20 protein-coding genes are annotated in these 21,292 nt (G+C 48.1%); 12 read left to right on the forward strand and 8 right to left on the reverse strand.

The features are described from left to right. The first annotated feature begins 63 nt into the window (after positions 1-63). A complete protein-coding gene (gene alaS / locus BUB22_RS01350) occupies positions 64-2,706 on the forward strand; it encodes an alanine--tRNA ligase (protein ID WP_083535319.1) in 2,643 nt (880 codons plus the stop codon). Between the two features lie 201 nt (positions 2,707-2,907). Here the strand turns inward: alaS and BUB22_RS01355 are convergent, their stop codons facing one another. Both BUB22_RS01355 and BUB22_RS01360 read right to left on the reverse strand, forming a co-directional pair. After that, positions 2,908-3,909 carry a HigA family addiction module antitoxin gene (locus BUB22_RS01355; RefSeq protein WP_073113577.1) on the reverse strand — a complete coding sequence of 334 codons (1,002 nt, stop codon included), beginning with the start codon at positions 3,907-3,909 and terminating at the stop codon, positions 2,908-2,910. Between the two features lie 8 nt (positions 3,910-3,917). After that, the gene (locus BUB22_RS01360; RefSeq protein ID WP_073113578.1) at positions 3,918-4,241 is read right to left on the reverse strand and encodes a type II toxin-antitoxin system RelE/ParE family toxin; all 324 of its coding nucleotides are present in this window, start codon (positions 4,239-4,241) and stop codon (positions 3,918-3,920) included. Between the two features lie 168 nt (positions 4,242-4,409). Here BUB22_RS01360 and BUB22_RS01365 point away from each other — a divergent pair, with 168 nt between their 5' ends. Beyond that, entirely contained in the window at positions 4,410-4,946 is a 537-nt protein-coding gene (locus BUB22_RS01365) for a hypothetical protein (RefSeq protein ID WP_073113579.1), read from the forward strand. A gap of 5 nt (positions 4,947-4,951) precedes the next feature. Here the strand turns inward: BUB22_RS01365 and BUB22_RS01370 are convergent, their stop codons facing one another. Further along, a complete protein-coding gene (locus BUB22_RS01370) occupies positions 4,952-5,239 on the reverse strand; it encodes a CopG family antitoxin (RefSeq protein WP_073113580.1) in 288 nt (95 codons plus the stop codon). A 654-nt stretch (positions 5,240-5,893) separates the two neighbouring features. Then, positions 5,894-7,033: a dTDP-4-amino-4,6-dideoxygalactose transaminase gene (rffA, locus tag BUB22_RS01380; protein ID WP_073113581.1), complete on the reverse strand. Its 1,140-nt coding sequence runs from the start codon at positions 7,031-7,033 to the stop codon at positions 5,894-5,896. A 52-nt stretch (positions 7,034-7,085) separates the two neighbouring features. On the opposite strand from rffA, the gene BUB22_RS01385 reads away from it, so the two are divergent. The 4 genes from BUB22_RS01385 to BUB22_RS01400 all read left to right on the forward strand — a co-directional run bounded on the left by BUB22_RS01385 (position 7,086) and on the right by BUB22_RS01400 (position 11,369). After that, a complete protein-coding gene (locus BUB22_RS01385; protein ID WP_073113582.1) occupies positions 7,086-8,360 on the forward strand; it encodes an ATP-grasp domain-containing protein in 1,275 nt (424 codons plus the stop codon). A 78-nt stretch (positions 8,361-8,438) separates the two neighbouring features. Beyond that, positions 8,439-9,578, forward strand: coding sequence for a Gfo/Idh/MocA family protein (locus BUB22_RS01390; RefSeq protein ID WP_139258653.1), 1,140 nt, complete (start codon positions 8,439-8,441; stop codon positions 9,576-9,578). Then, the gene (locus tag BUB22_RS01395; protein WP_073113584.1) at positions 9,579-10,499 is read left to right on the forward strand and encodes a glycosyltransferase family 2 protein; all 921 of its coding nucleotides are present in this window, start codon (positions 9,579-9,581) and stop codon (positions 10,497-10,499) included. A gap of 9 nt (positions 10,500-10,508) precedes the next feature. After that, a complete protein-coding gene (locus tag BUB22_RS01400; RefSeq protein ID WP_073113585.1) occupies positions 10,509-11,369 on the forward strand; it encodes an ABC transporter permease in 861 nt (286 codons plus the stop codon). Here the strand turns inward: BUB22_RS01400 and BUB22_RS01405 are convergent. The 4 genes from BUB22_RS01405 to BUB22_RS01420 form a co-directional block, all read right to left on the reverse strand. Then, entirely contained in the window at positions 11,353-12,648 is a 1,296-nt protein-coding gene (locus BUB22_RS01405; RefSeq protein WP_073113586.1) for a type II toxin-antitoxin system HipA family toxin, read from the reverse strand. The genes BUB22_RS01400 and BUB22_RS01405 overlap by 17 nt on opposite strands. Beyond that, the gene (locus BUB22_RS01410) at positions 12,645-12,950 is read right to left on the reverse strand and encodes a helix-turn-helix domain-containing protein (protein ID WP_073113587.1); all 306 of its coding nucleotides are present in this window, start codon (positions 12,948-12,950) and stop codon (positions 12,645-12,647) included. The genes BUB22_RS01405 and BUB22_RS01410 overlap by 4 nt, the downstream gene beginning before the upstream one ends. A gap of 306 nt (positions 12,951-13,256) precedes the next feature. Continuing rightward, positions 13,257-13,919: a nucleotidyl transferase AbiEii/AbiGii toxin family protein gene (locus BUB22_RS01415; protein ID WP_256374618.1), complete on the reverse strand. Its 663-nt coding sequence runs from the start codon at positions 13,917-13,919 to the stop codon at positions 13,257-13,259. A gap of 67 nt (positions 13,920-13,986) precedes the next feature. Then, the gene (locus tag BUB22_RS01420; protein WP_073113624.1) at positions 13,987-14,571 is read right to left on the reverse strand and encodes a type IV toxin-antitoxin system AbiEi family antitoxin domain-containing protein; all 585 of its coding nucleotides are present in this window, start codon (positions 14,569-14,571) and stop codon (positions 13,987-13,989) included. 320 nt (positions 14,572-14,891) lie between these two features. On the opposite strand from BUB22_RS01420, the gene BUB22_RS01425 reads away from it, so the two are divergent. The 6 genes from BUB22_RS01425 to BUB22_RS01450 all read left to right on the forward strand — a co-directional run bounded on the left by BUB22_RS01425 (position 14,892) and on the right by BUB22_RS01450 (position 20,976). Continuing rightward, positions 14,892-15,071 carry a hypothetical protein gene (locus BUB22_RS01425; RefSeq protein ID WP_073113589.1) on the forward strand — a complete coding sequence of 60 codons (180 nt, stop codon included), beginning with the start codon at positions 14,892-14,894 and terminating at the stop codon, positions 15,069-15,071. 96 nt (positions 15,072-15,167) lie between these two features. Next, a complete protein-coding gene (locus tag BUB22_RS01430) occupies positions 15,168-15,470 on the forward strand; it encodes a hypothetical protein (RefSeq protein ID WP_217650339.1) in 303 nt (100 codons plus the stop codon). A 6-nt stretch (positions 15,471-15,476) separates the two neighbouring features. After that, the gene (locus tag BUB22_RS01435) at positions 15,477-16,760 is read left to right on the forward strand and encodes an ABC transporter ATP-binding protein (RefSeq protein ID WP_073113591.1); all 1,284 of its coding nucleotides are present in this window, start codon (positions 15,477-15,479) and stop codon (positions 16,758-16,760) included. A gap of 4 nt (positions 16,761-16,764) precedes the next feature. Further along, entirely contained in the window at positions 16,765-17,736 is a 972-nt protein-coding gene (locus BUB22_RS01440) for an FkbM family methyltransferase (RefSeq protein ID WP_073113592.1), read from the forward strand. 82 nt (positions 17,737-17,818) lie between these two features. Beyond that, on the forward strand, positions 17,819-19,663 hold the full coding sequence (locus BUB22_RS01445; protein WP_139258655.1) for a hypothetical protein: 1,845 nt from the start codon (positions 17,819-17,821) through the stop codon (positions 19,661-19,663). Between the two features lie 176 nt (positions 19,664-19,839). Beyond that, on the forward strand, positions 19,840-20,976 hold the full coding sequence (locus BUB22_RS01450; RefSeq protein ID WP_175547205.1) for a glycosyltransferase: 1,137 nt from the start codon (positions 19,840-19,842) through the stop codon (positions 20,974-20,976). Positions 20,977-21,292: the final 316 nt, after the last annotated feature.

Here is a 21,292-nt window from a genome sequence, read left to right on the forward strand (position 1 = left end):
TCATCCTCGCGAAGGCGAGGATCTTTTTCTAAATTTACCCCCGAAAAATAAAAGGGACACATTATGCCTACAATGACTTCTGCGCAGGTGCGCGAATCTTTCATCAAGTTCTTTGAATCCAAGGGCCACCTCTTTGTGCGTTCTTCGCCGGTGGTTCCGCATGACGACCCGACGCTCATGTTCACGAACGCGGGCATGAACCAGTTCAAGGCAATCTTCCTGGGCGACAATCCGAAGGGCTGGAAGCGCGTATGCAACAGCCAGAAGTGCCTCCGTGTTTCGGGCAAGCACAACGACCTCGACGTGGTGGGCCGCGACAACTACCACCACACCTTCTTCGAGATGCTGGGTAACTGGAGCTTCGGCGACTACTACAAGAAAGAAGCCATTGCCTGGGCTTGGGAACTTTTGACCGAAGTGTGGAAACTCCCGAAGGAACGCCTGTTCGCAACCGTCTATCAGGACGATGACGAAGCCTGGCAGATTTGGAAGGACGTGTCCGGCCTTCCGGATGACCGCATCATGCGTTTTGACGCCCACTCTAACTTCTGGGAAATGGGCGACACCGGTCCGTGCGGCCCTTGCTCCGAAATCCATTACGACCGCGGCGACCTCGCTACCCAGGCCGAAACGTTCAAGGACCCCATCAAGGGCGTGAACGGCGAAAACGACCGCTACATCGAAATCTGGAACAACGTGTTCATGCAGTACGAACGCGTGAGCGACGGAAGCTTGATTCCGCTGAAGTCAAAGAACGTCGATACCGGTATGGGCTTCGAACGTATCTGCGCTATTCTCCAGGGCAAGACCAGCAACTACGACACCGACGTGTTCACCCCGATTATCGCTAAGATTGCTGAACTCAGTGGCGTTCCGTATAACGATGGCGAAGCCGGCACCCCGCACCGCGTGATTGCCGACCATATCCGCGCTATTTCGTTTGCTATTGCCGACGGCGCTCTCCCGAGCAACGAAGGTCGTGGCTACGTGCTCCGCCGCATTCTGCGCCGCGCTAGCCGCTTTGCCCGCTTGCTCGGCCAGAAGAAGCCGTTCATTTGCCAGCTCGTGCAGGTGCTCGCCGACACGATGGGCGACGCCTTCCCGGAAATCCGCGAACGCAAGGAATTTGTTGCTTCCGTGATCAAGAGCGAAGAAGAAAGCTTTATCCGTACGCTGGACGCCGGCCTCGAACGCTTCGCCGGCATCGTGGCTGAACTCGGCGACGCAAAAACCGTGCCGGGCGACAAGGTGTTCCTCCTTTACGATACCTACGGATTCCCGCCGGACCTCACCGGCATCCTCGCCGAAGAAAAGGGCCTTACGATCGACGAAGAAGGCTACAACAAGTGCATGGAAGAACAGAAGGCCCGCGCCCGCGCCAACATGAAGCAGGGCATCAACACGATGGGTACCGAAGGCTGGACGCAGTACAGCGAAGAAAGCACCAAGTTCGTGGGCTACGAACTTTCCGCTTGCGAAACGAAGGTTGTGCGCTGGCGTGAAGACAAGGGCGTCCTCTCCATCGTACTCGAAACCTCTCCGTTCTACGCCGAAATGGGTGGCCAGGTCGGCGACAAGGGAACGCTGGTTTCTGCCGATTTGGAAATTGACGTGTTCGACACCGTGAAGGTGAACGACACCGCCCTCTGCCGCGGCAAGGTGAAGAAGGGTACGGCCAACGAAACGACGATGGGTGCCGTGTTCATGGCCACCGTCGATAACGACCGCCGTAACGACATCCGCAAGAACCACTCCGCCACCCACTTGCTGCAGGCCGCGCTCCGCCAGGTGCTCGGCACTCATGTGCAGCAGCAGGGTAGCTTCGTTTCGAACGAACTCCTCCGCTTCGACTTCAGCCACTTCAACGCGATGACCGCCGAAGAAATCCAGAAGGTGGAAGACATCGTGAACGCGAAGGTCATGGAATGCCTGCCGGTCAACACCCAGGTGATGGGCGTGGACGAAGCTAAGGCCAGCGGTGCCATGGCATTGTTCGGCGAAAAGTATGGCGATGAAGTCCGCGTCGTGAAGATGGGCTGCGCGGGCGATGAATTCTCCAAGGAACTCTGCGGTGGCTTGCACGTGCAGAACACCGGTAACATCGGCCTCGTGAAGATTATTAGCGAATCCAGCGTGTCCGCTGGCGTGCGCCGTATCGAAGCCGTCTCTGGCCGTGGCGCTCTCTCGCTGCTCCGCGCCGGTACGCAGATTCTCACGGCTCTCCGCGAACAGCTTCGCTGCAAGGACGCCGAAGTTCTCGACCGCATTCAGCAGAGCTTCGCCAAGACACAGAACTTGGAAAAGAGCCTGCAGTCCGTGAAGCTGGAACTTGCGACGCTCGCTGCTGCCGAACTCCTGAACGGCGGCATCAACGTGATGGGCGTGAACCTGTTTGTACGCGAACTCAACATGCCCGAAGACAAGTACAAGGACTTGCTGGACGGCGTTCAGAACAAGCTCGACACCGACAGCGTCGCCGTGATTGCGAACAAGGGCGAAGGCAACGGAAGCATCGCCGTGATGGTCGGCAAGAACGTTCAGGCCAAGGGCATCAAGGCCGGTGACCTCGTCAAGGACCTTGCCGCTGCTTGCGGTGGCCGCGGCGGTGGACGCCCGGACCGCGCTCAGGCCGGCACCAAGGAAGTCGACAAGATTGCCGGTGCCATCGCGAACGCCAACAACTGGATCCGCGCGAAACTCGGCTAATTGTCATCCTCGCGCAGGCGAGGATCTTTGTAGCCCTTTCTCGTCATCCCCGGCTTGACCGGGGATCTTTGTTTTCTCCCTCGTCACCCTCGCGCGGGCGAGGGTCTTTGTAGCCCTTTCTCGTCATCCCCGCGCAGGCGGGCGGACAGCACTTAGCACTTTAGTGCTTAGTGCGCGTGGCCACCACGGTGGGGATCTTTTTTACACCTTAAAGCCCGCATCCACCATGCACTTCTGCGCGAAGGCGTTCGCCTCGTCCTCTTTTTCGGGATAGTTGTGCGTGATTTCGATGTTCTGCAGACAAATTCCCTTCTTGCCGTGGTAAAGCACGTGCGCCAGCTCATGGAAGAACGTGAACCACATCGTCGCGCGCTTCTCGAAGCGGTCGTGCAGTTGGATTAGGGGAACGTCCTTGTACCAGCGGTACATCCCGTGAACCGGCGAACTCTTGAAGTTCTGTACGAACAGCACGCGGATACCGATTTTGCGGCACAGCGCCTGCAGGCCAGTCATGCAGTCGTCAACCACTTCCGCCTCGGGCGTCCAGTAGGTAATGCGCTTCTTGCTCTTCGGGCGAACCTTGTTGGCCGCCGCAAACGCGATGATTTCGGGGAGCGCCGCCTTCAGGTTCTTGCGGACCGCGGGCTGCCCCAGCTTTTCCATCGGGTCCTGGTCCGAAAGGATTTCGCCCCGACGAATCCATGCCGACATGGCATACGGGTCCTTGACATCGGCGAGCGAAATGCGGAAGGCGACCTTCAGGCGGGCATCCTTGTAGTAACTGTCCCACGCCTGCGGAGACGCCACCGCGAAGAACTTGAGGAGCGAAAGGCCCGATTTGTCGTCAGCCTCGTTTTTACCGCGCCGCACCCAGTCGCGCACGCCAAGTTCTTCGGGAAAAGACTTTCTCCAGAGAGGCTGGTCCGAAAGCGAAGCCTTCACTCGTTCGCGAGAGAGAAATTCGTCGTGCGACATCTGACGACGCAGCCAATAATCTGCCGGAATTTCCGTAATCACTTCCAGCATTATCGCCACATCCGGCGTTATGCGACTATTGCCCTGCAAAATGTCATTTACCGCCTTGGGCGTATAGCCCATGCGGGCCGCCAAATCGTTGGCATCGAGGCCCATTTCTTCGAGTTTTTCCGCCAATTCGCTTCCCGGCGAAGGCACATGCCACAATTCAATCTTATTTCCGTTCATACTGCCACCTATCCGTGATAATCTACAATTTCTAGCATTTTTGCAATTCGTTCGTTCGCCCACACAATTTGCGCAATCGGCCCCTCGTTCGTACTTTTAAAAATCAACCGGTACGGCTGATCCAAGTCGCAAGCCCATTGGCCAGCACGATTGCCAACCAAATCGTGATAATGCCCCGGCAACCCCCGCAAAGATTCAAAATTTGCAGCATCACTAATTTGAGCCAAACGGTCAACATAGCGTTGTGCACGCCGTTGCCCAAGCGTTTTCAACGCGTACGTCTTGTCCGTAGCGCATTTTTTCAGTTTCTTATCTTCAAAAAGAATGTGCATGCCAACCTCATTATTTTACTACACCTACAATATACATTAAAATTTTAATAAATGCAATAGGTACATTATTTTTTTAAATTTCACACTCGCAGTTCAGGCCCTTGACAGCAGGATTACGCCGAGTATAGATTTATTCTTGCTAGTGCAAAAAAAGCAAAGGAGCAAATTATGGGAAGGAAGCCGCGCATCAATTCATTCATCTACACATATGGCAAATTCGGGAAAGGATTTCGGGAAATCCTGGACACCGAGAATAAATTCCTGTACTCACACGGACGCTATCCGACAAAAATCGTAGCAGAGGACCTGCCCGAAGACTACATAAAAATTCATAGTCGCACGCTTTGGTATATGACGGGTTTCCTCAAGACATCGGGCGTTGTCGATATCCAATACAAAATGGCGAAGCTAAACCATCTGTTCAAGGACGATTACGTCTTTATTTCTTACAAAGAAAAACTGAAGGTTGAAGAAGACCGATTTGGTTTCATAGACTATGTCAATTACGACGCATGTTTTTGCGGGCCCGACATCCTAGATATCGCCCACGCCGTTGAGAAATATTCACATCTTGACATTTCGCACATTCGAAAGGGAATGAAGGAAAAAGTACGCTGGCTAAAGAAAAACGAACCCGATTTTTACGAAACATGCTTTCACGGAAACGACAAGAAATTTTTGAAAGAAATCGATAGCAAGTGGTGATTAACCTACACCGCGACCTTGAATACGATACCACCCGTCACGTAACGGTGGATGATGGAATTGATGAGCGTCTGGTAAGGCATGCCCGCGGCCTTCGCCATTTTCTTGATGCCATTTAGGTCATCAAGCTGCATACGGATGGTAATGTTCTTCGCCGAAGCAGACATAATGTCAGCCCGAATCCGTTCTTCCTCCTCGTGCGAAAGCGGAACTGTTTCGTCATTTTCCACCGCTTCCATCAAAGCGCGTTCTTCGTCATCAATCGGCTCATCTATAAATTTCGAGTTCGCCATTTTCTAACCTCCTCTGATACAAACGGCTTTTGAAAGCTGTTTTGAGAAAATATGTTCCATCGTTTTCCTCAATAAACGGAACGCAATGAACATACCCATCAACAAGAACAAGAAACATCCTTTGACCCTTATGTTCTGTTTGGTTATTAACCATCCTAGTGATAAACCGGCCCGCAAGGATTTCTTGCCTTACTGATTCCATATCGATGTTATGCTTCTGCTTGACCACGAGAGCTTTCTCCGTATCAAACCGCACCTTCATCTCTATATTTATAATATACATAATTTACAAATCCCTGTCAAGTTTAATTCAATCTTTTTTGCCCCGCGAATGATGTTACATCCGCGACTTGAGCAGGTCTTATAAGGGGAATTCTAGGCTTCTTGACAAGCAACGCCTCTTTTTCATTCATCATTCACTCCTCCCCGCAAACAGGCTTGAAATTGCGGGTCTTCAATTTTTTTTCGCGAGTATCGTCTACTCACTTGTGCACTAAATATAATTTCTCAGGGCATCATTGTCAATAGGTTCGCGACAATTTTTTGAACAGCCCTCCCGGCAGCCCCTTTATGTCCAAGCAAGTTTGGCCGCGGTGAAGGCAGAACCGTGTTGTAATAGTAATTTCACTGTTTGCGATTACAACAAACAGAGTCCTATAATTGAACGCCGAAAAATTCGGCAACCTTCTTGCAGACAAATTCAATGTCTTCGGTTTTTAGACCATAGAACATGGGCAAGCGCAGCAGGCGGTTGCTCTCGCGGGTGGTGAACCTGTCTTCGCCGGCAAAACGGCCGTAGCGCTGGCCCGCAGGTGAACTGTGCAGCGGCACGTAGTGGAATACCGCTAGAATACCGTTGTACACCAGGTGCTTGAGGAGCGCCGTCCGCGTCTGCAAATCTTCCACCTTCAGGTAGAACATGTGCGCGTTGTGTACGCAGTGCTCCGGAATGTACGGCAGTTCGAACAGGCCCTTCGCGGCAAACGGCGCAAGCAGTTCGCGGTACATATTCCAGCTCGCCATGCGGTTGTCGTAAATCTCGTCGGCGCATTCCAGTTCCGCATAGAGGTATGCGGCATTGAGCTCGCTCGGCAGGTAACTCGACCCGAGTTCCACCCAGGTATACTTGTCGACTTCGCCCCTGTGGAACTGGCAGCGGTTTGTACCCTTCTCGCGGATAATCTCGGCGCGGTCGCAGAACTTCTTGTCGTTTATCAGCAATGCGCCGCCCTCGCCCATGCTGTAGTTCTTGGTCTCGTGGTAGCTGTAGCAGCCGAAATCCCCGAGCGTCCCGAGCGCCTTGCCCTTGTAGGTGGCCATCATACCCTGCGCGGCATCTTCCACCACAAACAAATTATGGCGTTTCGCAATCTCGTTTATCTTGTCCATCTCGCAGGCCACGCCCGCGTAGTGCACCGGCACAATCGCCTTCGTCTTCTCGGTAATAGCCGCCTCGACCAGGTTCTCGTCCAGGTTCATCGTGTCGGGGCGGATGTCCACGAACACGCACTTGGCCCCCTGCGAAACAAACGCGTCGGCAGTAGAGACAAACGTGAACGAGGGCATAATCACCTCGTCGCCGGGCCCGATGTCGCAGAGCCTGGCCGACATCTCAAGCGCATGCGTGCAGCTCGTGGTAAGGAGCGCCTTCGCCGTGCCGGTGTGCTTTTCGAGCCACTCGTGGCACAGCAGGTTGTAGGTACCGTCACCGCAAATACGGCCGCTCTCGACGGCCTGCTTCACGTAGTCAAGTTCTAGCCCCACGAAGGGTGGCTTGTTGAAGGGGATCTTCATGATGCAGAAAATATATATTTTTCGGGCATAAAAAAGATATATTGTCCATACCATGAGTTTCAAAAAGAAAATGCTGCTCCTCGGGGGCAGCCACGCCGAAATCCCGCTAATCCAGGCCGCGCAGGCGCTGGGCTGGTACGTGATAACCACGGGCAACAACCGCGACGGCCTCGGTCACCCCTACGCCGACAAGACTGTGTTTGCGAATTATAGCGACAAGGACGCCATGTTAGAACTGGCGCGCGCCGAGGGCGTGCAGGCGGTTTGCTCCGGGTGCAACGACTTCGCGCTGCTTTCAACAGTGTATGTTTGCGAGAAGCTCGGTTTGCCAGGGCACGACAGTTACGCAACAAGCCTCGAAATTCACCACAAGGACAAGTACCGCGCCCTTGCCACGCGACTCGGCATTCCGACCCCGCGGGCACTTACAGTCGCCGTCGCGAATTCGGAGAACGACGCTGGTCTAAACTGCGCCAACTTCGACGCAGCCATCGCGAGCCTCACCTTCCCCATCATCGTCAAGCCGGTTGACCTCACCGGCGGCAAGGGAATCCACCGCGCAGCCAACCTTGAAGAGGCACGAGAGGCCTACAAAGATGCCTGCAGCCGCACACGGCAAGACCACATCGTGGTCGAGGAATTCGTGCAGGGTACGAACCACGGTTTTTCCGCCATGCTGGTGAAAGGCAAGGTCGCATTCGCATTCGCAGACAACGAGCAGTACTACATCAACAAGTACCTAGTAAGCGGGGCCAACTCGCCGAGCACATCGGGCAGCGAGACTCTTGCGAAACTCCGCGACTACAGCGAACGCATTGCGCGTGAACTCCACCTGGTCGATGGCATTCTGCATATCCAATACATCGAGAAACCTGACGGCACGCCCGTCATTATCGAAATCTGCAGGCGCCCACCCGGAGATTTGTACATCAAGTTTGTGAAGTACGCGACGGGAATAGACTACCCGAAATTCATCGTGCTGGCCGAAACCGGCGAGGACATTTCCGGCATCGCAGACGTACCCACGCAAGGTTTCTGGCTCCGCCACTGCATTATGGCTGACCGTCAGGCCGGCGACATACTTACTGACGGCGACGCATCCCCTGCCAGCGATAAACGGTGCCAGGGCATTGTTCGCGACGTCACCTTTTCACCTGAAATTCAAAGCAACATCGTCGAAAAATTCCTGTGGTACAAGCCCGGCGATGTTGTTGCAGACAAACTAACATACAAGGCGGGGATCGTATTCTTCAAATTCGACACCCTCGAAGAAATGGCAAGCAAGACCGCCCGTATGACGGATTTGGCAAAAATCGTACTAGAATAGGCCTTTATTCCAACTCAAAATACTGATTTTTAGAGCATTCAGGCCCCCGCACTGAGTAAATATCCTATATTCAAGATGATGAAAAAGGAACCTTACCAGATTGCGTTTATCGGCGGCGGTATCAACTCGGCCATCGGCGAAGTCCACAAGGCGGCAAGCCAGATGGACGGGCACTTTGAGCTCGTAGCGGGCGCATTCAGCACCCACACCGAAACGAACAGCGAGACCGCCCGCACCTGGGGCGTCGCCGCCGACCGCACCTACGGCAACTACCGCGACCTGCTGCAGGCCGAAAAGGGCAAACTCGACGCAGTGGTGGTGCTCGCGCCGACCGACCTGCACAAGGATATCGTGATCGACGCGCTGAACGCAGGGTTCCCCGTGATTTGCGAAAAGTCGCTCGCCACGAGCGTTGCAGAAGGCGAAGCCATCGCGAAGGCCGTCGCCGATACAAAAGGGTTCTTCTGCACCACGTACAACTACACCGGCTACCCGATGGTGCGCGAACTCAAGCAGTTTATCGCCGACGGCAAGCTCGGCAAAATCCAGCAGGTGCAGGTAGAAATGCCGCAAGAAGGCTTCATGCGCTTGGGCTCCCATAACGAGCCGCCCAAGCCACAGGCCTGGCGCCTCAAGGATACCGTGATTCCGAAGATTTCGCTCGACCTCGGGAGCCACCTGCACAACATGATTTATTTCCTGACCGGCGAACGGCCCGAACACATCGTGGCCGACCAGACCACCTTCGGGCTCTTCCCGCAGATTGTGGACAACGTGGGTGCGCTCGTGCAATACACGAACAACGTGCGCGCGCAAATCTGGTTCAGCAAGACGGCGCTCGGCAACCGCAACGGGCTGCGCATCCGCGTGTACGGCAGCGAAGGTAGCGCCGAATGGTTCCAGCTGGAACCCGAGACACTCAAGACGTGCGACCTGCGGGGCAACGTGAGCCTGCGCGACCGCACCGGCGATGTGAAAATTGCGAACCAGCAGCGCTACAACCGCTTCAAGGCGGGGCACCCCGCGGGCTTTATCGAAGCCTTCGCAAACTACTACAAGGACATCGCCGACTGTCTCAAGCAATACTTTGAAACCGGAAGCTTTACAAGCCAGTACGTTTGCGGCATCAAGACCTCGCTCGAAGGCCTCGCCATGATGCAGGCCGCCGCGAAGTCCGCACAAAGTAACAAGTGGGAATCCGTCCAGCAGAGGTTTTAGATGAAACTCTCATTCGTAATTCCCTGTTACCGCAGCGAAAACACCATCGAGACCGTGGTGCAAGAAATCCGCGATACCGTCGCGACACGCTCCGGCACCGACTACGAAATCGTGCTGGTGAACGACTGCAGCCCCGACGGCGTGTGGCAAGTCATCAAGCGCCTCGCCGCAAACGACAACCACATCAAGGGAATTTGCCTTGCGAAAAACTTCGGGCAACACAGTGCCCTTATGGCAGGCTACGGGCAGGCCACCGGCGACTACATCATCAGCCTCGATGACGACGGTCAGACCCCCGCCAGCGAAAGTTTCAAGCTTGTAGACAAACTAGAAGAAGGCTACGACGTTGTTTACGGCTACTACGAGCACTCCGCACAGCACCTCTTCCGCCGCTTTGGCACGTGGGTCAACAAGAAAATGGCCGAAGCGATTATCGGCCAGCCCAAGACGCTTCGCACCACCAGCTTCTTTATTATGCGCAAGTTCATCGTCGATGAAATCGTGCGCTACCCCCACCCCTTCGCTTACATAAGCGGGCTCGTGTTCCGCGCCACCAAGAACCTGGGCAACGTCGAAGTCCAGCACCGCCGCCGCATCGAAGGCGAATCGGGCTACACCATCGCAGGCCTAATCGGGCTATGGATTAACGGCTTTACCGCATTCTCCGTCAAGCCGCTGCGTGCCGCTACCTTTATCGGCGTTATCTGCGCCCTCGTCGGCTTTGTCGCAGGCCTCTACGTCGTTTACCAGAAATTCCTCAATCCCGAAATTCCCGTAGGCTACACAAGCATGCTCGCCACGCTGCTGTTTGTGGGTGGCATGATCATGCTATTGCTCGGGCTTATCGGCGAATACGTGGGCCGCATCTACATCAGCATCAACCAATCGCCGCAATACGTGGTGCGCGAGCGGACGTTCTAAGGGTAGCAAATGGCCGCGGCACAGACAACTGAATGGACCACAGTCATCAAGCCGAAATCGAGCCTGCTCTCGGTTGACTTCGGCGAAATTTGGCAGTACCGCGATTTGTATCGTATGTTCGTCAAGCGCGATATCGTCACGTGGTACAAACAAACTATCCTCGGCCCGCTGTGGTTTTTCATTCAACCCATCATGACCACCATCATGTTCATGGTCGTGTTCGGCGGCATCGCAAAAATATCGACAGACGGATTGCCGCAACCGCTCTTTTACCTCGCAGGCATTTGCCTGTGGACCTATTTTTCGGAATGCCTGAACCAGACGAGCAAAACCTTCATCGAAAACGCGAACATGTTCGGCAAGGTGTACTTCCCGAGGCTCGTGGTGCCGCTCGCCACCGTCACGAGCAACCTCGTGCGACTCAGCATCCAGATGGGGCTATTTTTCCTGGTATTTGCGTACTACCTGATTTTTACGGACGCGCCTGTGCATCCTAATTTATACGCACTGCTCACGCCGGTGCTCATACTGCTCATCGCTGCGCTCGCCCTCGGATTCGGCGTGCTGTTCAGCAGCCTCACCACCAAGTACCGCGACCTCACGTTTTTACTGAGCTTTATCGTGCAGCTTTGGATGTACGCAACGCCCGTAATCTACCCGCTCAGTACCATCGAGAACCCGCGCCTCAAAATGCTCATGCAGGCAAACCCGCTCACCAGCATCATGGAAACGTTCAAGTTCGGCATGCTCGGGGTGGGCGAATTCAGCTGGGCAGCCCTCGGCTACACCGCAGGCTTCGCCGTCTTCATCCTTGCGCTCGGCGTTGTCGTGTTCAACAAGATACAGAGAACGTTCATGGATACGGTGTAAGCAATTCCCGCGCAATCTCTTCGCGATGGTTCTCGCGAACACCACAGTCCTTCGCAATCTCGTTCCAACAAGCGACCGCGTTTTCGACTTGGTCTATGATTCCCGCATACTTGCGGATTCCAATGCGTTCAGCCACAGCCTTGAGGTCGTCGCGCGTAATATTTTCCTGTTTCATGTTCACGGACATCTGATGACGATTTATCCAGCGGCTCCTCGGATTATTAGCGTAGCACAGGTCGTATGCGGGTGCCAATTTCCAGGTTCCATATTGGTCCATCAAGAAAGATATGTTCTTGGTGTGGTCGTCATTGTTCTTTGCCAAAACATTAAAAACCATACAGCGAAACACGTCCTCGTCGGCCTTGGCATCGAGCCCGAGCTTGCGCATAGCGGCAAAGGCATCCTCATAGGAATGGCGGGCGTCACGGTCCAGGTGGGTCAAGGCGGCAAGCGTCTGCATATGCAGCTTGGAACCATCATCCGTGCGGTCAAAACGCTTGGTCATAAAGTGGCAACCACTGCTATCTTCAAGAATGCGACTCTCGCTCATGCGGATTCCGGCTCGTAAAGCCATCTTATAGTAGGCGTATTCAACGTTGCCTATTCCGCGGGGAATTTCAGTAATGCTGTCGTGTTCGCTGTAACTTACGCCGTCGAACTTGAGCAGCCAATATCCAAACCCTTTTGGCGCAGTAACTTGGCCACTGCGCACCTCACCCGTAGATTCGTTATAGGCAATTATCGCTTTTGGTTTTGCGCCACCAGCAGAAGTTCCAACTCGCAAAATATCGTACAATGTCTTGTCCTGTTGGACAAGCTTTTCCCGAAATTTTTCACGATCCCGGAAAACACTCTCGGCCAGTTTCACGAGATCATCCACAAGAATTTCCGTAGATTCGTCAAGCCCCGGCGTAGACAAACAGGGCTCAAACTCCAGTGCGCCCATGGAACGCTTGCCGACATAGCACAGGCGTTCCAGCGGAGTCACCGTCTCTAGCGGGTGACCCATAGTCTGGAACCATTCCGAGATAATCTGGTCGCCGAACTTATCCGGAAGCGAATCCGCAATGAAGCCAGGGAGGCCGCGAAAGCAGTTGTTCCTGTTCTCGGCAAAAGAGAAAACGCCCTTCGTCACAGGCATCTTTATCGGGGACACCGGCAACGGATTGCGGACAAAATTGGGCTCATATTCAAAATAGGCAATACCCCGCGAAGCATCCCACGATAACGCTCCGACAGGCTTACCCCACAAGTGTACATTTACGACAAGTTCACTCATTTGGCCTTACTCCGTTTGATACGCCGAATCTTGCCGCCTTGTAACTTGCGCAACAAGAGGGGGCTTACGGGGGGCTCCGGCAGAAGTTGTTCTATGTTCTCGAGCATTCCTAGGGAACGCAACACGCTTAACAGGATTTGTACGGATACGGCACCCCCGCGTTCCATCTTGGCGATTGTTCCTACGCCTACGCTGGCGGACTCCGCCAGTTCGGACTGCATGAGCCCTTTGCGCAGACGGTATTCCTTGAGCCTTGCTCCCATTTCCCTCAAAATGGAGGGTGTCGACATTTCGTTCCACATGGTTAGAAATATATATAATAATCATCACAAAAAGAATGATTATCATAAAAAATAGTGATAAAAACGCTTTTTGTGATAGTTATGCGTTTTTTTTTCGCACGGCCCTCCCGGCAGCCCCTTTTAATCTATATTACTCAACAAGATGACCGCGATCGAGTTGCAGAAACCCTCATCGCTCGGCCATGTCCGGAACCCGAAATATTAGTGGTGGACAGCATCCCGAAGGGCAGACTATTTGGCGACCTGTCCCTCAAGATGACTCTCAAGATGTCCCCCAAGAATTGTTTAAACAATCCGTTGTTAGACTCAATTTTTCAAAGCACTTCTGCACACCTCAGAAAAAGTTCTTCCTGCCGTAAAGACATATTCCCTTTGGTAGTTCCCCCAACGCTGCTTCATACTCTCATCGGATTTTATCTCTTCCACAATTTCCTCAAATCTATCAAGCAACTTCAAATTATTGCGACTAGCCATCGTATTGCGCAATGCACTTTCAAGAACATTCTTATCAATATTCTTTTTATACCTATTCCACAACAAATCAATATCATAAAAATCTCTTGAGCGAGTGTTTAAAACACCTCTAGAAAGCACGGCGTCCAACTTTTCTGCCAGTAACGTTTCCAGATTATACGACAACAGTTCGTAATCTCCATCATCAAACATTGACCAAAATAACTGAAGGACTGGCTTAGGCGTAATCGCATCCCCTGTCGTAACATCAACATAAAAAGGAACCGTCATCGGAGAAAACGAAGCCATCATATACGCCCGCAATCCGGGATAGGAATCCGTTTCGCGAATGCTTTCGATTCTATCAAACGAAAATGAAAATCCGTCTTGCAAATCGACTGAGCATATAGACAACAAAGTCTCTTTTAGCGTTGACGGATCGACGCTGAACCCAGTAGCCGTCGCATCAATATCCATCGTCGTTCTTTTTGCAACGCCAACAAGCGAGGATGTCAAAAAGTTACGCCAGATTCACAAGCAATTTTCTTTATGGCGGCTTTTAGTTTAGCGGCATTAGAAAAACTCACAGCAGAATCTCCATATAATTACGAACACGCTTTTCTACATGAAGAATCCTTGCATAGTGCATGAGTAACGCAATATCTTTCGCATCACTTCGAGCGTATTCCTTGAAGGCATGGTTCATTGATTGAACGTCATCTCCACGGACAATGTCACAAAGAGTCCGCTCGATATTATAGCAACGGACCACATTGCCATAAGGAGAAAGAACGTCTTGTACGCCTAGGTCATAGCGTTCGGCAACAACAATCTTGCATTTTATTCCGTTTTGCTTGGCCGCGCTTACGTTGTAACCTTTGGGAAAAGTCATATAAAGCGAATACGGAATACGGTCCGTTTTTTTCAGAAGATATAGGGCAGTGCTTCCAGAAAAAATCCCTTGCGAGTAGGTATGTTGCCAAATGGCAAATTCGTCTTCGAGCTGCCCAGGCAAAAAATAGACACCCCGAGCACCTTTGCTCAGCCTTCCGGCCGCCACACATTCTGCCAATGCGCGACGCTGAAGCCCCGCCTTGGAGACGGACGATGCCGTGACCATGCCGTTGTTCTCACCGGCCATTTCTATGATTTTAGCGCAATCGTTCATAGACGTTTGAACATTTATGTAGACTCTATTATTTAAAATATACATAAAAATTCACTCTCGGTCAAGTTCGACGTCGTCTTTTCCGAAAATAAAATAGAGGAAGCATAAATATCCTTACATTTCTTCATCTTCACCTCCCCGCGTTTCTACACATTTGTTCACTATCAAATATAGTTCTAGGAACCATCATTGTCAATACTTAAAGAAAAAATTTTTCTAAACGGTGACGAATCCGATTAAAAATGACCTAATTCGGCTATATCGCCCGCATCGGTTCGCCGCTCGGCGACTTTTAATCTATATTATCAAAAGAGGTCTATATGTCAAACAAAGAAGCGCTACATCAACTCTACACGCAATGTCAAAGAATCAATTTTGACGAATCCTTTGACATCATCTCATCGGCCAAAGACCCTGAAGAAGCCGATTTTTTCCGCATGGCAACCGATCTTATCCTAAAACAAAAACAAAAGAAAGTTATCGAAGATAACCGATTCTAGATGAAACGATATATATTATTCGCAGGATGTAACGGGGTGGGGAAATCAACCCTGTATCAAACGAACGACATGTTCCTAGACATGCCTCGTGTCAATATGGACGAAATCGTCCGCGAATTTGGATCATGGAAAAATCAAGCCGACGTATTCAAGGCCGGCAAAATTGCAATCTCCAAAATTTCGGAATATTTCAAAGCAGGAGAATCATTCAACCAAGAAGTCACACTCTGCGGACAATCTGTTTGGCAAAACATAAAAAAAGCTAAAGAGTTGGGCTATTTCGTTGAAATGTATATTGTCGAGATATTCGACAACACAAACGTCTTTCAGCGCGTAGCTCGTTTTGAATCTGGGAAATGTATTTTTAAGGTAGAACATTGTCCTAATTGGGTCCCTTAGCATACCATGACCGCCATCAAGTTCGAAAACATCAGCAAGCAGTACCGCCTGGGGCTAGTGAGCACCGGGACGCTCAGCCACGACCTGAACAGGTTCTGGCAGACCAAGGTGCTGCGTCGCGAGGACCCCTACCTCAAGGTGGGCGAAGTCAACGACCGCGCGCACAAGGGCGCAAGCGAATACGTGTGGGCCCTGAAGGACATCAACTTCAAGGTGGAGCAGGGCGACGTCGTGGGCATCATCGGGCGTAACGGCGCCGGCAAGAGCACCCTCCTCAAGCTGCTGAGCCGCGTGACCGCCCCCACCACCGGGACCATCCGCGCACGGGGCCGCATCGCGAGCCTCCTCGAAGTGGGCACCGGATTCCACCCGGAAATGACCGGCCGCGAGAACATCTACATGAACGGCGCCATCATGGGCATGAGCCGCGCCGAGATTACCCGCAAGCTCGACGAAATCGTGGACTTCAGCGGCTGCGAACGCTATCTGGACACCCCCGTGAAACGCTACAGCAGCGGCATGACCGTACGCCTCGGGTTCGCCATCGCGGCACACCTGGAACCCGAAATATTGGTGGTGGACGAAGTGCTGGCCGTGGGCGACGCCGAATTCCAGAAGAAAGCCATCGGCAAGATGCAGGACGTAAGCCGCGGCGAAGGCAGGACCGTGCTGTTCGTGAGCCATAACATGGGCGCAGTGAAAAATTTGTGCAAAAGGGGAATTGTACTAGATCAAGGACAAGTGGCGTTTGATGGTGGCGTGGAAGAAGCTGTAGGGTACTACACAAATAATAATAAAATTAATAAAATTTGGAGGAAGGAAATCTCCGATACGCGTCACCTTAACAGATTAAAAGATGTCCAATTTTTTTCTGTTGAATTTGCAAAGAAAGACAATGAGTTTGCATCAGACGAACCTATTGAATTTATTTTTACAGTTTTTGCAAACAAAACCGTAAACGACTGTCGCATTAATTTAACCATCTTCTCTATAGACGGATTTCCTATTGGTAGTGTTTCAAATACTCAAACATTTAAAATAGAAGAAGGGGAAACGAAAAAAATCTCTCTAACATTATGCAACCACTTTCTTGCAAAAGGGTTATACGACGTTTCCTTTGCAACAGGTATTGGAAACTATTTGACATGCCAACGAGATTTTGATTTTATTCCACATATAATTACCTTTTCAATTAGTCAATTATCTGCAAACAAGCAAGAAGATGTCGCTCAATGGAATCGAGGTTGGGGAAATATTATCTGGAAAGGTCAAACTCATACAAAGGAATAACAAAATGTCTTTATTTAAATATATTTTTCTCGTTATACGCAATTTTATTTGCAATTTTCACTATTTAGGGAAATACGATCTTTCTACAAATGTTGAAAAAATTACATCTTCTGATTATAGCGATCTTCTCCAAAGCATTCTACAGTGTAAAAAGCAGATTATTTGTAATTATTACAACATTCATCCCATTGAAGCAGCAAAATATAATGAAGAACTAAATTACCTTAACTCAATAGACTTTATAGATCCTTTCCCATATCCAACGATAAAAAAAAGTCCAAAAGTACATGTAGAATATGATTCCAAAAAAAGCAAAGTCTTCGTTAATCACAATGGAAAAAAACTATACCTTCCCAAAGGCTGGTCAAAAGAAACCGCCACCAGATATTACCTCAGATTTATAGAACGCGAGAACATTTTAGGCGGTAATTTTACTACCAAAACACCTCATCAATATCAATCTAATCTTATTCATGTTGATAATGGTGACATTGTAATTGACGCCGGGGCTGCCGAAGGATTATTCGCTTTAGATGTCGTTGAAAAAGCTAAGTTCGTTTATTTATTCGAAGTCAACGAAATGTGGCTTGATGCTCTCAACTCGACTTTTGAACCCTATAAAGACAAGGTTTCAATAATTCCAAAATATTTATCTGGCATTGAATCTAAAGATTGTATCACACTATCAAAAGCACTTCCTCAAACAATAGAAGAATCATATTTTATAAAAATGGACATAGAAGGCGAAGAAGAAAACGTTCTTCGAGCATGCGAAACCTTCCTACAATCGAATAATAAAATAAAGATATCCTGCTGTACATATCACCGAGCCAACCATGAAAATGACATCCCATTATTTTTGAAATCACATGGTTTCCAAACGGAATTTTCTGATGGTTTTATGGTCTTTTATTGGGATCCTAATTTAAATACGCCATATTTTAGAAAAGGGCTTGTCAGAGCCATTCGTAACTAATATGAAGAGAGTCGCATCCTTTGACATTTTTGACACTTGTGTTATTCGGAAATGCGGAATTCCCGAAAAAATTTGGGATATCATGTCGGATTCACTTTTCACAAAAGAAGATGTGCAATCAAGGATAACTTTTAAAACGCAGCGAAAGTACGCAGAAAGCAAAGCCAATCAAATTACGCCATACCCAAATCTAAATCAAATTTACGATGCTATCGATGTTTCTCAGTGGAATCTTCGTAAAAAAGACGTTATACAATTAGAACAAACAACTGAAGAAAATCAGATTATTCTTAATGCACATATTTTGCCCATTATAGAAAAATATCGAAAGGATGGTTATGAAATTTGTTTTATTTCTGACATGTACCTGTCGTCATTTTTTTTAAAAGGGGTCTTAAAAAAATTTAAGCTTTGCAACGATAACGATTCAATATACGTATCATGTGAATGTAAGGCCACAAAAAATGACGGAACCCTATACGATTATATTCGGAACGAAAGAAAAGTCAAATATAAAAATTGGGTGCACTTTGGAGATAACAAAATAAGCGATTTTCAAATTCCTCAAAAAAAAGGAATACAAGCCTATTGGTATACTTACACCAATTTTACTGAACACGAAAAGAACTGGTTGCGAAATGCATCATTTTACAATCATAAAAATGAAATCGAACTATATGCCGGACTCACGCGTGCTGTTCGTCTTGCACAACCAAAAGATTCCAAAACAACACTGGCAGCGGATCTTGTAGCACCTCTTTACATTCCGTATGTCTATTTTACCCTGGTTGAATCACAACAAAGAAAAATCAATCAAATCTATTTTTTGGCTAGAGATGGGCATATTCTTTTTCAGATAGCAAAGCAATTCCAATCAATCTTCCCTGATATTTCTCTTCATTATTTAAAAATTTCACGTAGAGCGATTTATCCATGTTATTTTTATGACGGGAGTTACGAGGAGTTTCTTTGGATTTTAAAGAGAGCTGATGGACACGAGATTGGTTCCGCTCTATTTCATATTGGAATAGATTGGGATCAACTACCCGATAGCAAGCATGTTCGTTTCCATAAAGAGCAATTGCTAAATTCAGAATCAATAGCAGAACTAGCTGATTATTTATCAAGAAATTTTTGTAAAGAAATAGTAAAAAAAGCTGAAAGTTCTAGAAACAATCTTTTAGCTTACCTTAATCAAGAAAATTTTCTCCAGGCACCCCACAAAGCAATTGTTGATTTAGGTTGGGAAGGTTCGGTGAGAATTTGCCTTAATAAAATTTTAAAAAAAGAAAATTTTTCACAAACATATGCTTTTTACTGGGGGTATTCGAATAGGGTTATTCATAGCAAGAATAACAATGTTTCTTTTTTTCGATATGAAGATAGCCGCAACCAACCCCATGCAGCAGAAGTCATGGAACATTATGTTTCTGCCAATAGCTCAGGTTCGGCAATGGAGTATAAAAGAATAAATAATTCTGTCATACCTATTGAGACGAAACAAAGAGATTGCCTAACGGAGATCCAATTGATAAATGAAGGCATTTCTTGTCAGATAGCCAAGGAATATTTATCTACTATAAACAACAAAGACGCAAACAGAGATATTTTTTTATGTTGTGGCTATAGAACATTAAATGACACCTTAGAATTTCCCAATAGTGATGAGGCGAAAATTTTTTCCCTGATAAAAGCTGATGATTTTGAAAAGACATATTACATTGCCGAAAAATTACGTTTTAAAGATTTTATTACCTTGTTTATATGGGGGCATACATTTTACCCAAAATGGAAAGAAGCGGCAATGTCATTAACATTGAAGAAAAAGGCAAAACTGGTTATGAAATTCGCTGAAATCACATCATCAAGCAAATTTATGGAAATAATTCGTTGGGTATTAAAGAAAATTTCAAGATTTTTTCTGTAGTCTAGATTTTTTCTATTTAATCAGTTGGCGCGTAATTAACGAATGCCCCCCCCCCTAAAAAAAGGAGATTTTCAAATTAACCTATTACGCCTAAAACATTTTTTCCATATTGGCCAATCCATTAAATGTTGATTTAACGCAAGTAAATTATGACAACAAAACTCAAATTGATTTTTTTGATTAGTGAAATTTCTGACGGCGGTGCAGAAACGCTTGTGAAAGACTATGTGTTACATTTAGACCATAATATATTTGATGTTTACGTTGTCACAGACATGGAAAGCGATGCACAATCCGCAAACTATCGCACACTATATGAGAAGGGAACTAAAATATATTGCCCCTTTATTAATTCTGGCAAAGGACGTTTGTATTCTATTCTGGTTCAAATTCAAAATAGAATACTTCGTCATGTTCCACAGAAATTTATAAACATATATCAAAAGTGGTACATAAAGCATTTGATCCAGCGCATAAAGCCGGATGTAATACATTCCCATTTGAAGGTTTTAAAATATTTGGTTCCTTGTGCGAAATTTTTAAATGAAACAAAACTGTTTTATACATGCCACAGCATTCCTTGTAGATATTTTAACAAAAAAGAATGTAAAGAAGAATTTGATGCGGCTACTTTTTTGATAAAGAACTTTTCTTTGACACTCATCGGCTTGCACCGAGAAATGCAAAACGAACTAAATACTCTTTTCAATATAAATAATTCAATTGTCGTCCACAACGGCATTGATTTAGACCGGTTTTACGAGATTCAAAAAAACAAAGAAAGAAAACAAATCAGGATGAATCTGGGCATTCAGCAAAAAGCGTTTGTTCTTGGACACGTGGGTAGATTCATCTGGATAAAAAATCAGTCTTTTATTGTTGATGTATTTTATGAATTATTAAAAAAGAAAGAAAATGCGTTTTTATTACTTGTGGGAAATGGAGATTCATCAGAAATCTCTCGTAAATTAGAGCAAAAGGGGCTTAAAGAAAAATATTTGATTTTGTCAAATAGACAAGATGTTCCTGAAATTCTTTTGTGTATGGATGTATTTCTTTTCCCCTCTTTTTTTGAAGGTTTCCCTCTAGCCTGCATAGAAGCACAAGCCATAGGCCTAAAATGCTGTATTTCCGACACAATAAATAAAGATGTATTTTTAGGTCATAACGCCATACCCATTAGTTTGTCGGATCCTGCGGAGCAATGGGCTCAAAAGATTCTTGACAACAAAATACAGGGGCCTTATATTGGAGATATTGAAGAATTTGATATCAAAACAATCACAAAAAATTTATCAACTTTATATAGATAAAAAGTGAGATTCCTAGATGTTCAATTTTTTATTTTATCGCAAAAAGGATTACATTCAACGTTTAAAAGATGCAGGCTGTTCAATCGGAACAAACGTAGAAATTAATCCAAATGTTGATTTCGGATCAGAACCTTATTTGATAACAATAGGAAATCATGTTAGAATAAATACTGGAGTGAAATTAATTACCCATGACGGAGGTGTATGGGTCCTGAGACATCGATTAGGCAAGTCTTTTTCTGTAAATTCATGCACAAAAAGCAGATTTTTCCATTTCCTTCTCGGTTAAGTAAGCTTTTTCTTCCATCCATTCCTC

The sequence above is a fragment of the Fibrobacter sp. UWCM genome (genome assembly GCF_900129735.1).
Taxonomy (GTDB): Bacteria; Fibrobacterota; Fibrobacteria; order Fibrobacterales; family Fibrobacteraceae; genus Fibrobacter.